The sequence below is a fragment of the Aestuariibacter salexigens DSM 15300 genome (genome assembly GCF_000429145.1).
Classification (GTDB): Bacteria; Pseudomonadota; Gammaproteobacteria; order Enterobacterales; family Alteromonadaceae; genus Aestuariibacter; species Aestuariibacter salexigens.
In genome coordinates, this window is the sequence record NZ_AUBH01000005.1 from 206,333 (window position 1) to 221,083 (window position 14,751).

The 14,751-nt window shown below is 48.3% G+C and carries 13 protein-coding genes; 7 read left to right on the top strand and 6 right to left on the bottom strand.

Features of this window, described 5'->3' with window-relative positions:
• Nucleotides 1–73: 73 nt before the first annotated feature.
• Complete coding sequence (locus tag G441_RS0109755) at nucleotides 74–868, top strand: M23 family metallopeptidase (RefSeq protein WP_240485116.1); 795 nt, start codon at nucleotides 74–76, stop codon at nucleotides 866–868.
• Here G441_RS0109755 and G441_RS18385 read toward each other — a convergent pair.
• From G441_RS18385 to G441_RS0109775, 4 genes are read right to left on the bottom strand one after another with little or no spacing between them, the layout of a single operon-like run.
• The gene (locus G441_RS18385; protein ID WP_156896335.1) at nucleotides 858–5,495 is read right to left on the bottom strand and encodes an EAL domain-containing protein; all 4,638 of its coding nucleotides are present in this window, start codon (nucleotides 5,493–5,495) and stop codon (nucleotides 858–860) included. The two genes, G441_RS0109755 and G441_RS18385, sit on opposite strands and share 11 nt — an antisense overlap.
• 24 nt (nucleotides 5,496–5,519) lie before the next feature.
• A complete protein-coding gene (gene upp / locus G441_RS0109765; RefSeq protein ID WP_034474789.1) occupies nucleotides 5,520–6,146 on the bottom strand; it encodes a uracil phosphoribosyltransferase in 627 nt (208 codons plus the stop codon).
• Nucleotides 6,143–6,760, bottom strand: coding sequence for an acyl carrier protein phosphodiesterase (locus G441_RS0109770; protein ID WP_026376187.1), 618 nt, complete (start codon nucleotides 6,758–6,760; stop codon nucleotides 6,143–6,145). Before G441_RS0109770 ends, upp begins: the two co-directional genes overlap by 4 nt.
• A gap of 8 nt (nucleotides 6,761–6,768) precedes the next feature.
• A complete protein-coding gene (locus G441_RS0109775) occupies nucleotides 6,769–7,200 on the bottom strand; it encodes an SRPBCC family protein (protein ID WP_051275467.1) in 432 nt (143 codons plus the stop codon).
• A gap of 293 nt (nucleotides 7,201–7,493) precedes the next feature.
• On the opposite strand from G441_RS0109775, the gene aroQ reads away from it, so the two are divergent.
• From aroQ to accC, 3 genes are read left to right on the top strand one after another with little or no spacing between them, the layout of a single operon-like run.
• Nucleotides 7,494–7,931, top strand: coding sequence for a type II 3-dehydroquinate dehydratase (gene aroQ, locus G441_RS0109780; protein WP_026376189.1), 438 nt, complete (start codon nucleotides 7,494–7,496; stop codon nucleotides 7,929–7,931).
• Between the two features lie 21 nt (nucleotides 7,932–7,952).
• Nucleotides 7,953–8,414, top strand: coding sequence for an acetyl-CoA carboxylase biotin carboxyl carrier protein (accB, locus tag G441_RS0109785; RefSeq protein ID WP_026376190.1), 462 nt, complete (start codon nucleotides 7,953–7,955; stop codon nucleotides 8,412–8,414).
• Between the two features lie 12 nt (nucleotides 8,415–8,426).
• Nucleotides 8,427–9,770: an acetyl-CoA carboxylase biotin carboxylase subunit gene (gene accC / locus G441_RS0109790; RefSeq protein WP_026376191.1), complete on the top strand. Its 1,344-nt coding sequence runs from the start codon at nucleotides 8,427–8,429 to the stop codon at nucleotides 9,768–9,770.
• A 62-nt stretch (nucleotides 9,771–9,832) separates the two neighbouring features.
• On the opposite strand, the gene G441_RS0109795 is transcribed toward accC, so the two are convergent.
• Entirely contained in the window at nucleotides 9,833–11,386 is a 1,554-nt protein-coding gene (locus G441_RS0109795; RefSeq protein WP_026376192.1) for a methyl-accepting chemotaxis protein, read from the bottom strand.
• A 195-nt stretch (nucleotides 11,387–11,581) separates the two neighbouring features.
• Here G441_RS0109795 and G441_RS0109800 point away from each other — a divergent pair, with 195 nt between their 5' ends.
• The 3 genes from G441_RS0109800 (at nucleotide 11,582) to G441_RS19670 (ending at nucleotide 14,447) form a co-directional block, all read left to right on the top strand.
• On the top strand, nucleotides 11,582–13,144 hold the full coding sequence (locus tag G441_RS0109800) for a sodium/sugar symporter (protein ID WP_026376193.1): 1,563 nt from the start codon (nucleotides 11,582–11,584) through the stop codon (nucleotides 13,142–13,144).
• 4 nt (nucleotides 13,145–13,148) lie between these two features.
• Nucleotides 13,149–14,183 (top strand): metallophosphoesterase, encoded by a 1,035-nt coding sequence (locus G441_RS18390; protein WP_169726069.1) that lies wholly within the window; start codon nucleotides 13,149–13,151, stop codon nucleotides 14,181–14,183.
• Between the two features lie 87 nt (nucleotides 14,184–14,270).
• Nucleotides 14,271–14,447 (top strand): DUF6435 family protein, encoded by a 177-nt coding sequence (locus tag G441_RS19670; protein ID WP_156896336.1) that lies wholly within the window; start codon nucleotides 14,271–14,273, stop codon nucleotides 14,445–14,447.
• Between the two features lie 18 nt (nucleotides 14,448–14,465).
• Here G441_RS19670 and G441_RS0109815 read toward each other — a convergent pair whose 3' ends face one another.
• Entirely contained in the window at nucleotides 14,466–14,717 is a 252-nt protein-coding gene (locus G441_RS0109815; protein ID WP_026376194.1) for a TIGR03643 family protein, read from the bottom strand.
• Nucleotides 14,718–14,751 lie beyond the last annotated feature (34 nt).

Consider the following 14,751-nt stretch of genomic DNA (forward strand, 5'->3'; position numbering starts at 1 on the left):
TTAGGCTAATACGATTGCACTGTTTTGCGGTCTGTTGTCGTACCTATTGATAACCCTAAAGCCAATTAACTTTATGCACTGGTCTAAACGAATACTCTGTTTCGTCATGCTTATGGTGAGTGCCTGTGCGCACGCCGATTACTGTATTGAGCAGTGGGCATGCGTGGAAGTCGACACCCATCATGAAGGGCGTTATGTGTTCTGGCTGGTTAATGCCAAACCCTACCCTTTTACCGCTACGCTGGTGGTTAAAGGCAACAATCTGACCGATGGTAAAAGGAACAATGGTCGCTATGAGGTGACCCGCGTGGTAGATGGAAATGAGCGCATTCGGGTACTGGAATTGACAACAATGCACTCGCATAAGCCGTCGAGCTACAGCGATGATTTCTTCTGGTCACCTGGTGATATGCATGCGCGCCACGATGATAACGCGATTTACTACAAGCCTTTTGCGCCTGGGCAGCATTACCCTATTGTGCAGGGTTTTGGTGGACGTTATAGCCACACGGGCAGCTCTCGCTATGCAGTAGATTTTGCCATGCCAGTTGGTACGCCAGTGCATGCAGCAAGAGCCGGTATGGTGATTGATATCGAGAGCCGTCATAGCCGCGGCGGCCCGTCACGACGATACGCACGTTTTGCCAATTATGTGGTGATCATGCACGACGATGGCACCACCGGTGAGTATTACCACCTTAAGCAGCATGGAGTTACGGTTAGTGAGGGACAGCGCGTGTCAGCAGGAGATTTACTTGGCTATTCGGGCAATACCGGCTTCTCTTCGTTGCCCCATTTGCATTTCGCTGTATACCGCGCCAGACCATTCGGAAATTTTGAATCCCTGCCGTTCAGGCTTAGCAGATAACCACACCTTTGAGTTCTTTAATAAGTTCAGGAATGTCCTCGCCAGGTACGGGCTTAGAGAAGTAATATCCTTGCAGGTAATGACATTGGTGACGGCAGAAGAACTGCACCTGTTCCTGTGTTTCGATGCCCTCGGCAACACATTTCATTTTTAGGCTTTCGGCCATGCGCAATGTGGCGAGAATGATCCCTTCATTACTTTCATTAACGCCAATATCCTGCACAAAACTTTTATCAATCTTGATCACATCAATAGGGAAGTCTTTAAGATACTTCAACGATGAATAACCTGTGCCGAAGTCATCAAGGGCAATAACAAACCCGCGTGCTTTCATATCCGCCATCGCCGTCATCGCCCGTTCATAATCAGACATAAGCGCGCTTTCCGTTATTTCAAAGCGAATATTGGAAGGCGAGATATTTTCTTCATTGAGCTTGTTGACCACCTCATCAAGGTGCTGTGTAGAGCTGAAATGGCGTGCAGACAGGTTGATCGACAGATACAGATTACGGTTAATCTGCTGCCACTGTTTAAGCAGCCGCAGTGCGTCGTCAATGGCGTTCCAGGTCATATCGACGATGAGACCAAGATCTTCAGCAACCGGAATAAATTCATCTGGCGAGATCATGCCAGCATCGGTCGGCCAGCGCATGAGCAATTCGAATCCCTCAACAACATTAGACTGTGCGTCCACAATTGGCTGATAGTAATTGACGAATTGTTTATTGGTATGGGCAAGTTTGACCTGGTTTTCCAGCTTGAGCTTGGCTTGTACAAGCTGATTCATCTGCGCTGTGAAATACTGGAATCCGGTACTGTCGATGTCTTTGGCATGGTACATCGCAATGTCGGCACTCTTGAGCAGCTCATCCGGGGAGGTCGCATCCTCCGGATACAACGCGATACCGATACTGGCAGATACACTGACAGTCTGTTGACGAAGCTCGACGGGCTCTTCAATTGCCTTAATCATATTGGCAGCGAGGTGGCTAAGGGTTTCAATATGTTCAACATGCTCTACCATCACCACAAATTCATCACCGCCCAATCGCGCGACGGTATCTGATTCACGCAGTACGCCACTGATCCTTTCGGTCACAAGCTTCAATAAATCATCACCGGCATCATGGCCGAGACTGTCATTGACCTGTTTGAACCTGTCCAGGTCGATAAAGAACAAGCCAACACTAAATTTATCTCGCTTGGCCTGATCGCAGGCGTGTTTAATACGATCCAGCAGTAAGGTTCTGTTCGGAAGCCCCGTCAGGTTATCGTAGTTGGCCAATTTCCTGAGCGCCGCTTCCGCCTCTTTTTGTTCGCTAATATCTGACAGGATAGCCAGATAGCGGTCGATTTCCTGCTCATTGTGCAGGCTGGTTACGGTTGAAATACCAATAGCCACGTCGTACACGCGGCCATCTACCGATGTTACCTGTGCTTCACCGTTCCAATGCTCACCCGCTTTGAGCTCACGCATTTTTTTCAGGTATTCTGGCTGCGCTGACTGCTGCGCCTGAAACACCCGTTGAATCTCGTTTTGCATATTGCGAGAGGGGTCTACACCCAGTGCGTCATTGAAGGCCTGATTGGTCACGATTGGCTGGAAATTACGGTTAAAAATGACCACCCAGTCGCGGGTATGCTGAAAGGCTTCGCCAAATAGCTGCACCTTTTCCATGTTGTCCATGGATTCGGTCATGTTGGTATAGGTACCGACCATTTTAAGCTGCGCATTGTCCGCACTTTTGACCATCGAGCCAACGTCGCGATACCACAGGTAGTCGCCATTGGCTGCCTGAAGGCGATATGTCACATCGAATCCTGCATCGCTGTTCTTTATAGCATGAGACCATTTTGACAGGTAAGAATCTCTGTCTTCACGATGGATCATGCTGACATGATCGTGCAGGGACTGTTCATCATGAGAGGTCAGGTAACCCAGTTCGGCGCTCAGGCGGGGCTCTAATATCCGATTCGAGTCGGCATCCCACTCCCACACATTACTGTTGCTGGCCATCAATGCCATGGATAAACGGCTCTCACTTCTGAGCGTTTCGCGATGCGCCGCGCGGATCGCTTCGTTCTGTAATTGGCGACGATACTGAATGACGATAATGACTATCACAGCCAAAATCGTGTAGATGGTGTAGGCCAGTGGTGACGCAAAGGGGGGATACTTGACGTTTATCCGCAGCTCGCTGGCCGGGCCTTTCTCACCGGTAGTTAAATCAAACGTACTGACACTGAAGGTATACTCGCCAGGTTCAAGTGCGGGAAAGGTTACCTGAGGTTGTTTTGTAATCGGGTATTCAACCAGAGATTCACCATTTAGCGAATAGGCATATTCAGCATTCTGAGACTGGTCATAATGCATATTGGAAAATTGTATGGTGAGTCCTAGATCGTCATGTTCCAGGGTCAGGCGCTGACCGCTAAAATCCACCAGCGCATCACTTAAAGGTTTAGAAACCAGTCCAACATTGGTGATCACCACTTTGCTGAATGCATCGACACTCGATGTCAGGTCAGATGGGTTAAATAAAGTAAATCCTGACTGTGAACCGTAAACGATGCGACCATCGGGAAGCTGTATATCTGCGCCCCAGTTAAATTCATTGGTCGCCAAACCGTCTTTTGCGTCAAATCGTACTATTTGCAGCGAGTCCGGGAAAAGTTTCAGCACGCCTTTGTGAGAAGACATCCAGATATTACCATCGGCATCTTTTTTGAGGCCAAACACCATGTTGGTTGGCAGACCGTTGTTGACGTTGAAAAAGTGCTTCTGCTCAAAGGTGTCTGGATCCAGTCCATACAGTCCGTTGCCGGGATAGGTCACCCACAAGATGCCGTTATCATCCATCACAAAATTTGACGGTGCGACCGCATATTCGGAATGCACCTGCTGTGCTTCGTGCAGCTTAACCAACTCTTTGGTCCTGGTATTGTAACGCCACAGTTCGCCCATCATGGTAATAAGCGTAGAGTCACTATCACCGTTTACGTCCGGAAAGAAACCGTAAAAGTTATCGGCATTCAGAGTCGTAGAGAGAATTTCACTGTTAACCAGTTCTCCAGTGCTGAAATCGACACGCCAGAAGCGTCTTTCGGAGACGAGCAGCGCACCGTTTTGATTATCAGGCATCAATCCATAGGCCTCTTCCGTATCAAACAGTGCACCGCCCTCTCTGGTAAGATTAAGCGGCACTACTTTACCTTTATTAAGGTCAAATTTGCGAATACCGATACCTGTGATCAGCCAAACGAAACCCGGCTCAGCCTGTTTCATTGCGATAATAGAGGCTGCTGAATACACCGCTTTCTTATCATCTGTAACAAGAAAGCGTTGTACATCGCCAGTCTGTAGATCATATCGATTCAAACCATTCTGCGTGCCGACCCACAGTTCGAGGTCATTTTCCTGATAGAAGCTGTACACCAGATTGCTGCTCAAAGTTCGAGGGTCTTGTGCATCGCTAAGGACATTTTCAAACAACGTTGAACGTGGAGACCATAACAAAGCACCATCGTTGGGCGTTGCCAGCCAGAGCTGCTGGCTGTCGGTCTCCAGTATCTGTGTAATATCATCATCAGATAATAACAATCTCGAGTCAGTAGGCCGGAAAACAAACTCCAGTTGTTCTGTGTCCAGATTGAAGGTGTATAAACCCTGATCGGTGGCCAGATAAAACAGCTTGTTATCGTGACGGGCCATATCCCAGATGTTGAGGAGGGATACTTTACGCTGCGCTGCAGGCTGCTGCGGGTTGCCTTTAACAAACTCGATCAATGGCTGTAGTGGCAGCATGTAAAGACCTTCAACTGACCCTATCCAAAGCTGATGATCATCCTCAATATGCAGATATTTAACGTTAACATTGTCTCGGTTGGCCGTTACGTCCCCCAGGTGATCGATTTTTACGACGTTGCCAGTTTGTTGGTCTATCGCCATTAGTCCTGCTGAGGTAGCCAAAAATAAGATGTCGTCGGTCCTCGCCACGAAACGAATAATGTCAACGTCTTCTAACCCGTATTCCAGCAGGTCGAATATCAGTGACTGCTTGCCCGTTGACAGGGTAATCTCGACAATACTCTGGAGCAGCACAACCAGCAGTGTGTCATCTCCTACCTGAATAAACTGTTCGGCAGTTTGGTACCAGTTGTCATAGCCTTTATATTCTACTTTTATCGGGTTAGAGACCGCGCCGGTATCCCGGTCAATTCGGAATACGCCGCGACTTAACGTGCTGGTCCAGATATCACCATTGGTATCTTCAAACAGCGCATAAATACTATCGTCGGCAAATTCATTATTAGGTCCACGTATCTGCTGCAAGTGGTAACCATCATAGCGGTTAAGACCACTTTCAGTAGCCAGCCACAGAAAGCCATCGCTATCGATCAGCATGGCATTAATGGTGTCTTGCGACAGACCTATGTCGCTGGAAAGTTGACTGAATCTCGGTTCAGTGAGAAGTGGTGAGGACGTTTGAGAGTGTGCAGTTGAAGTGAGAAGTAGACAACCAAACAGCACTGCCCAGAATGCATGTAAACAGGCCAAATCAATATAGAATGATGGTCGTGAAGCGTTTTGCGACACTAAAACCTCGCTTGCGAACATTAACCGCATGTTCGAATTACACTACTACTTCTGCTATTTAGTACCAAAAAGCTTGTCGCCGGCATCGCCTAGACCGGGAAGAATATACCCTTGTTCGTTCAGCTTTTCATCTATCGATGCAACATAGATATCAATGTCCGGGTGTTTTTCCTGTACAGCTGCAATACCCTCTGGTGCCGCAACCAAAAACAGGCCGAAAATATGTTGACATCCTTTCGCTTTGAGTAAGTCAATGGTGGCAATCAGCGTGCCGCCCGTTGCCAGCATAGGGTCGACAATCATGGCGGTTCGCATGTCCACATCTTTCACCACTTTGTCAAAGTAGGCAACGGGTTGCAAAGTCGACTCGTCCCGGTATAGGCCCACCACGCTGATTTTGGCGTTAGGTATCAGTTGCATTACGCCGTCCAGCATGCCTAGACCCGCCCGGAGAATGGGTACTACAGTGATTTTTTTACCTTTCACCCGTTTTACGGCCAGATCGCCCCCGTTCCAGTCTTTTATCGTCACCGTTTCCATAGGCAGGTTACGGGACGCCTCATAGGTCAGCAAGTTACCGACTTCACTTGCTAATTCCCGAAACTGCTTAGTATTGATCGATTGCTTCCGCATCAAGCCAAGTTTATGTTGTACCAATGGATGGGTAATTTCATAAATCATGCAAGCGTCTCCTGGCATTTGAAGCTTTCATTGACATACTTCTGAGCGCTGAATAACAGCTGCGGATAGAATTCCGTGAAATGTTGCACGAAGGTCCCATGGTGTGTCCTTAGCACGTGATAACACGTCTCAGCAAAGTCCAACGTAAAACGTGAACGATGCTCAATCGCGCGCATCGCCTTAAGACAGGTAACCTGATTACCGTAGTGGGCGAGCCACCTGCGTTCCAACAGGCCACGACGAACCCGATAAAAGTGTGCATTGACGGGCAACATCTTGGGACTATTCTCAAGTTGTTGATAAAACCTTGAGTATAAGTCATCAGCCGGATATTCACAGTAATCAGACCAGGACGTTACGAGCAAATGGTCGAAGTAGATATCGATGGCAATGCCTGCATAGCGCTGCACACCTTGAGGAAAAATCCTGGTCAATTGCTGGACTATCGGAGAACGGTCAGTGTAACTGTCAATCCATCGGTGTAACTGCACACCTTTTTGCAACTCGATAGGTAACTGTTGCCATTGTTTACCTTTCACAAAATCACCAAGGAAGTTGCCGAGCAGATGAGTGCTGGTATGCTGCGCCAGATGCAAATGTGCAATGTAGTTCAGGCTACCTCCTAGACGCTGTGACTGTAGCGTTTGATACCCGCCACAATTGGATGACGAATCAGTCTACGTAGCATCACGCCCCATCCAGGAATAGCGGTTCGTGGTTCGAAGCTGATATGGTATAATACTGTCGTTCCCTCTTCTTCCTTACGAAACTCAATTTGCCCAAGATGATTCTTTACAGGACTGCCTTTGCTTACGGTGTATTCAATTCTGTGGTTCGGCTTGAAAACGGTTATCGTCTCTTCGAATGACGGCACGGCGAAACTGGAGATCCGTCGTACAGAGCCAATACCGTTGACATAAGTGGTATGACTGTCGCGTATACGCACAATATTTGCGCCGACGATAGTGCCAAATTTGCCATGGTCACTGAAGTCTGCGAATACCGTCTCGAGGGGTTTAGGGATATGGGCGGTGATATTAATTTCGTAGCTCATAGATGTTCACCCACACAGTTTTCTACACAATTTTGTCGTTATTTACTGCGACAAACCATTTTTACGAGGCCTTTAACAGTAGTACAAAACTGAGAATTCTAAAAACTTCGTCAATAAAGCAATGAACTTCCCTGATTAGACCAGTATTTTGCTGAGAAACTCGCACGAGTGTCTATAATACGTCATATTGATGAATAAAACGCCAGTGATTGTGTCCAGTAGTGCGTTGCATACTGGATTTTTATTTAAATTTGGCGGAAGCTGAAGTTTTTAGAGAAGATAGCGTCAATTTCGTGGAAATTTTACTGCTCAACGGCCCAAACCTTAATATGCTTGGTACCCGTGAACCTGATGTTTACGGTTCGCAAACACTGAATGATATTGTCGATTCGCTGCGCAATACCGCACAGCAAAAGGGACACCGCTTGACTCACGTCCAGTCTAACGCTGAACATGAATTGATCGATTGTATCCAGCAGGCAAAAGACAGTGTCGATATCATCATTATAAATCCCGCGGCACTGACCCACACCAGCATCGCACTGCGAGACGCGCTGCTCAGCGTGTCAATTCCGTTTATTGAAGTACACCTTTCAAATGTGCATGCACGCGAGACATTCCGGCATCAATCTTACCTATCTGACGTCGCCATCGGCGTGATCTGTGGATTTGGTGCGCATGGCTATCATATGGCCCTGGATGCAGCGTTTATGCATGTTAACAGCAAATAATAACGAGTTAGAGACAACACTATGGATATTCGCAAGATAAAGAAACTGATTGAACTAGTTGAAGAATCCGGCATTGCTGAGCTGGAAATCACTGAGGGTGAAGAGTCAGTACGTATTCAGCGTAACGCACCTGTTGCATCCGCTCCGATGCACTACTCAATTCCAACCGCAATGCCTGCACCTCAGGCGCCTGCTGCAGCACCTGCTCCGGCAGCAGCACCTGCAGAAGCAGCAGCGCCGGAAATTACCGGTCATACTGTGCGCTCACCGATGGTTGGCACCTTCTATCGCGCTTCTTCACCCAGTGCCAAACCTTTTGTAGAAGAAGGTGATCGCGTGAATGTTGGCGACACGCTGTGCATTGTTGAAGCCATGAAGATGATGAACCAGATCGAAGCAGACAAAGCCGGCGTGGTTAAGCAGATTCTTGTCGACAATCAGGATGCAGTCGAGTTTGACCAGCCGCTGTTCATCATCGAATAAGCGGAGTCAATCATGCTTGATAAAGTCTTAATCGCCAATCGTGGTGAAATAGCCTTGCGGATTTTGCGTGCCTGCAAAGAGTTGGGCATCAAAACCGTGGCGGTGCACTCAACGGCAGACCGCACGCTTAAGCACGTGTTACTCGCGGATGAGTCAATCTGTATCGGTAACGCAGCGGCATCAGAAAGTTATCTAAATATTCCGCGCATTATCGCAGCCGCCGAAGTGACCAATTCTATTGCCATTCATCCAGGCTATGGATTCCTGGCTGAAAATGCTGACTTTGCGGATGCGGTCGAACGCAGTGGCTTCGTCTTTATTGGACCCAAGGCTGAAACTATTAATCTGATGGGTGATAAGGTCTCCGCCATCAATGCCATGAAAAAGGCTGGTGTTCCTTGTGTGCCGGGTTCAGATGGGCCGCTGACTGACGATGCCGAGCGTAATAAGGCTATCGCCAAACGTATTGGTTACCCAATAATCGTCAAAGCTGCCGGTGGCGGTGGTGGTCGAGGTATGCGCGTGGTGCGTACTGAAAGCGAACTGGTTAAAGCCATTGAAACCACCAAAGCCGAAGCAGGTGCCGCGTTCGGCAATGATATGGTGTATATGGAGAAATTCCTGGAAAACCCACGTCATGTCGAGATCCAGATTTTGGCCGACGGTCAGGGCAGTGCTATACACCTTGGTGAACGAGACTGTTCAATGCAGCGTCGTCATCAAAAGGTGGTTGAGGAAGCACCAGCGCCCGGCATTACCGAAGAAATGCGCAATAAGATCGGCGAGCGTTGTTGCCGGGCCTGTGTGGAAATCGGTTACCGCGGAGCGGGGACCTTTGAGTTCCTGTATGAAAAAGGCGAGTTTTATTTCATCGAAATGAACACCAGAATCCAGGTAGAGCATCCAGTATCTGAAATGATCACTGGCGTTGACCTGATTAAGGAACAACTGCGCATTGCAGCGGGCCAGCCGCTTTCTATCGATCAATCACAGATTCAGATTCGTGGTCACGCCATCGAATGCCGCATTAATGCCGAAGATCCGGATACGTTTATCCCCAGTCCTGGCCAGATAAGTATGTTTCACTCGCCAGGTGGCTTAGGTGTGCGTTGGGAGTCGCATGTGTACGCTGGGTATACCGTGCCGCCCAATTACGACTCCATGATAGGTAAACTCATTACCTATGGCGAGAGTCGAGACGTCGCTATCGCAAGAATGCGTCATGCGCTGGATGAGCTGGTCGTTGAAGGAATAAAAACCAATATCCCGCTACAACGCAGGATAATGGCTGACGAAAACTTTTTTGCTGGTGGCACGAATATCCATTATCTGGAGAAGAAACTCGGCTTGGCCTGAGGCCAATGTCGGCAAACAGAAAAAGGGGCGCAACGCCCCTTTTTTCATATCGTATGGCGTCTTTAAACGGTAAAAAAATCCACCAGTTTCTTGATCGCACGGGTCTCCTGAGCTTGCTGCTCAGCCTGTTGACGGATGCGCTTAAGGTTGTCTGTATTGCCGTCGGCAAGATGTTTAATGCGCATGACGTTGTGGCTGACTTCATCACTCACTTGTGATTGCTCGCTTGCACCAACTGCCACCTGGGTGTTGATATCTGACACCTGATTCACCGCTTTAGTAATGCTGGCATATGCCGCTGATGCTTCATCATTGAGCTCGACAACCTGATTAGACTGGGCATTAGAGCTGTCAATAACTCTGACCACGTCGGCGGCGCCTTTCTGTATCAACTCCACGATCTGGGTGATTTCAGATGTTGAGTCCTGGGTACGTTTCGCCAGTTGTCTTACCTCATCAGCCACCACCGCAAAACCACGCCCCTGCTCACCCGCGCGGGCAGCTTCGATAGCGGCGTTCAGAGCAAGCAGGTTGGTTTGTTCGGCGATTTCCATGATCACCTGCACAATATTCGCAATACTCTTTGAGTCCGTATCCAGCTTCGTCACCACATTACTGGCCCGCTCCATCGCTTCAGAGAGTTCAAGCATAGCCATACGAGACCGAGTGATGACATCATCACCTAATTTAGCCTGCTGCTCCGCTTCACTACTGGTGCTGGACGCCGATTCTGCGCTGTTGGCGATTTCTGTGGTCGACGCGGCCATTTCTTCCAATGCGGTAGCCAGTTGATCGGTTTCGGTTTGCTGTTCGCTCATTGACTGTGTTGACTGACTTACCGCACCTTCCACTTCCTGACTGATGTTCGTCAGCTTATCCAGTGCTCTGGTGATTTCTGAGACCGTTTTATGTAAGGTTTTAATGGACTGCAACAGCGCCTTATTCAGTTGAGAAAATTCACAATCTCCATCAACGGCCATTGAGAAGGTAAGGTTGCCTTTGGCTATTTCGTCGGCAATCTGACTGGACTGCGACAGTGGTGTAAGGATCGCTTTGACCAACCATAAAGCCAGTCCAATGCTGGCCCCAAGAGCGAGTATTATGGCTACAATAATCGTGGTGCTGACGTTAGAGCGCACGCTTTGTGCGGCTTCGGTTTCTACTTCTATTAATGCGTCTGTAGTTTTCGATGCCTGCTCAGCGGTATCCAATAAGACCGTGGTCACCTCTGCCTGACGGGCAAATCCTTCCATGTCTTCGTACACTTGTACCAGTTCTTCAAACGCTTCCGAAAACTGTCTGATCGAGGCCTGAATACTGTCAACTTGCCTAATGCTTTCATCGCGACTTAACAAAGACTTGGCCTTTTCTAAGCGTTTTCTCACCACAGACAGATCATTTCGTACCGTATCCGCAAATTTCGGATCTTCAGTCAACATATAGTCGGCCTGTGCCAAACGAGCCTTGTAAAGATTCAAATCGGCGCTGGCAAGAGAAGTAGAAATCTCGTTCTGTGCGTCAAGCCTGGACAGACCATTTACGGCGAAAATCCCTACCACCAGAATGATCAGAGACAACGCCCCCAAAGAGATGGCGAGTTTAGTTTTTATTTTCATGTTGTGGGCCCTTTACATCAGCGGTTGCAACACCAACTACGCAAGTTGGCTACGCCGTTAATTTGTGCTGTGTGCCACAGTTGTACTACAACTGCACAGCGATAATCAATGTACTGCTAGACTATAGTTTAATTAATGACGCATTATGGGACGCAGGATAGGCTGATAACAGCCGCGACGAATAAAGGGTCAAACATGGAATTACACGTCCTCGATATTGCCATTTTTATTGCTTATGTGGCACTACTGATCAGCATTGCCTGGTGGATATCCAGACGTGGACATCAGGGGCCAAGAGATACCCAAGATTATTTTCTCGCTAACAAAGCGCTGCCATGGTGGGCAATTGGTGCATCGCTGATTGCATCCAACATTTCTGCCGAACAGATTATTGGTATGTCGGGCTCGGGCTATGCCCTCGGTTTAGCCATTGCCTCTTATGAATGGATGGCCGCACTCACCTTATTACTGGTTGGCAAGTTTCTATTGCCGATATTTCTGAAAAACCAGATTTACACCATGCCTCAATACCTGCAACAGCGATATGACAACCGCGTCAAGACTATAATGGCGGTGTTTTGGCTTGCTGTTTACGTTTTCGTTAACCTTACCGCGGTATTATGGTTAGGTGGTCTGGCGATAAATACCGTCACGGGGATTGACTGGCTTATCGGCATGGTATTCCTGGCCACTTTTTCTGTGGCATATTCGCTGTATGGCGGCCTAAAGGCAGTCGCCTATACCGATATTATCCAGGTGGTGTTGCTCGTGTTTGGCGGGCTATTGCTGAGTTATCTGGCGTTGGACGCCGTGTCTGGCGGAAACGGGGCCTTAAAAGGGTTTATCACGCTGTCTGCTGAACTTCCAGGCCATTTCGACATGATTCTGTCCAAAGATAATCCCCAATATATAAACCTGCCCGGTATATCTGTACTTGTAGGCGGCATGTGGATAATGAATATTTCGTACTGGGGCTTTAATCAGTACATCATACAACGTGCATTGGCTGCAAAGAGCCTTGCGGAAGCGCAAAAAGGCATTGCGTTTGCAGCCTATCTGAAACTGTTAATGCCACTTATCGTCGTGCTGCCAGGCATTGCCGCCGTCATGCTCTTTCCCAATCTGGATGCACCTGATCAGGCCTATCCGTCGATGATTAGTCTAATGCCAGTAGGACTGAAAGGGTTAGTCTTTGCTGCGTTGGTGGCGGCGATTGTGTCATCACTGGCATCCATGACCAACAGTGTATCGACAATATTCACTATGGATATTTATAAGCATTTGCGTCCGCATCAGACTCAGACGCACTATGTCCGTACCGGCCGTTTAGTCTCTCTCAGTGCATTGCTAACCGCGTTACTGGTAGCGCAGCCATTGTTAGGGCAGTTTGATCAGGCGTTCCAGTATATTCAGGAATTCACAGGCTTTTTTACGCCCGGCATTGTGGTGATATTTTTAATAGGCATGTTCTGGAAAAACGCCAGCTCCAACGGTGCATTGTCTGCAGCCTTAGGCTCTGCGGCGTTTTCCATCGCGTTACGCGTGTGGTGGCCAGAGCTGCCCTTTGTTGATCGCGTTGGACTGGTGTTTCTGTTATGCCTGGGCCTCGCCGTTGGTGTTTCACTGCTGTTTAAAGGTGCAACACAGGATGAAAGCATCGACATATCCCATGTCAGCTTTAGCACCGGACGCAGTTTTAATGTCGCTACTGTAGGTTGCATCATTATTCTGATTGCACTCTATGCGACCTGGTGGTGATCGTATGAGTCTTTTCCTAGCAGCATTGTGGCTTTTATTTCTGATGGGCTGCTCTCCTGCACCACCACCTGTTATAAATACGCCGCAGTCGGTCAACATTCAGATCCCATTTCAGGACGTGAGATTCATTGTACTGGGTGACTGGGGCAATTACGGCGGCACACAACAGCGTGATGTGGCCAGTGCGATGAATAGTCTGGCCGGCAATCAGCGAGTTGATTTTATTTTGACCACCGGTGATAACTTTTACGATCAGGGAGTTCGTGATATCCACGATCCGCTATGGCTGCAATCCTATGAAAATATTTACAACTTAACTCACTTACGTGACCTTGACTGGTATGTAACAGTAGGCAATCACGACCATAAAGGCAGTGTAGCAGCCCAGCAGCAGTATCATCAGAGCAATCCGCGCTGGCATCTGCCGTCTTTATACTATCCACTTTACGTCGACTTCATGTCCGGACACATCACCATTGCCATGTTAGATACCAATCAATGGATAACTGCCTACGTAACACGTCCGGACCGTTATGCAAATCTGCACACCGTCTCTGACGGAAAACAGCAGGTCTGGCTGCGAGACGTATTGTCCAGAGCTGACAGCCAAAATGACTGGTCGATTGTGGTGGGTCATCACCCTTTGTATGGCGCGGGTAAATATGGCGACAACGCTGAACTTCAGACCGTGCTCGAACCGCTGTTTCAACGCTACCAGGTAACGGCATACTTCGCTGGGCATGAACACAGCCTTCAGCATCACAAGTCGCGATCATTTACCCATCATTTCGTATCAGGTGCCGGCGGAAAGTTAAGAGATATTGAATCCACCGACCGGCAAACTCGTTTTGCCAGTGCAACGGCGGGATTTGCCTATGTGACAGTGTCAGAAGCGAGGTTGCAGGTCGAGTTTATCAACGCCGATAATCAGCGTCTGTATCATACCGACATAAAAAAAGGCCCATCAGAGGATGGGCCAAACAGCAAGAACGCGTACACACTTTCAACAGTGCATGGTAGTTACGCGGCGATTCTCTAAATGGATCTTTGCATTAATAAAATTTTCCGCTGATCAAATTTGACCGCCTCTATGTATTCATTGTGGTGAGAAAATATAGGGTGCAACATGTTTGGTTTATTCAAACCCAATCCAACAAAGAAACTGAGAAGAACCTACGACAAAAAGCTTGAACAGGCGATGCTGGCACAGCGAAAAGGTGATATCAAAACCTACTCAATGCTCACCGCCGAAGCTGAGACGTTATGGAAGCAAATTGAACATCTGGAGCGACAAGCTGGCTAGGGTATTTCGGTTCATTGCCTATCGATGTTTATATTGAGTGGGACAGTAACCACGTATCACGCCCTCTGGCCTCAGCTTTTCATGCTTGGTTTTTCTTGCTGTGACTCTGGCCCGCCAGTTTTTGAATGCTTTAGGTTTTAACTCTCTGCGCATAATAGCGATTACCTGAGATTCACTCACGCCAAACAGTGCCTCAATTGCCTCGAACGGCGTCCGGTCTTCCCACGCCATTTCAATAATGCGAGATAAGTTTGCGTCACGTTCACTCATTGTCTGCTATTAACCACCAGCCATTTCGCTCTTG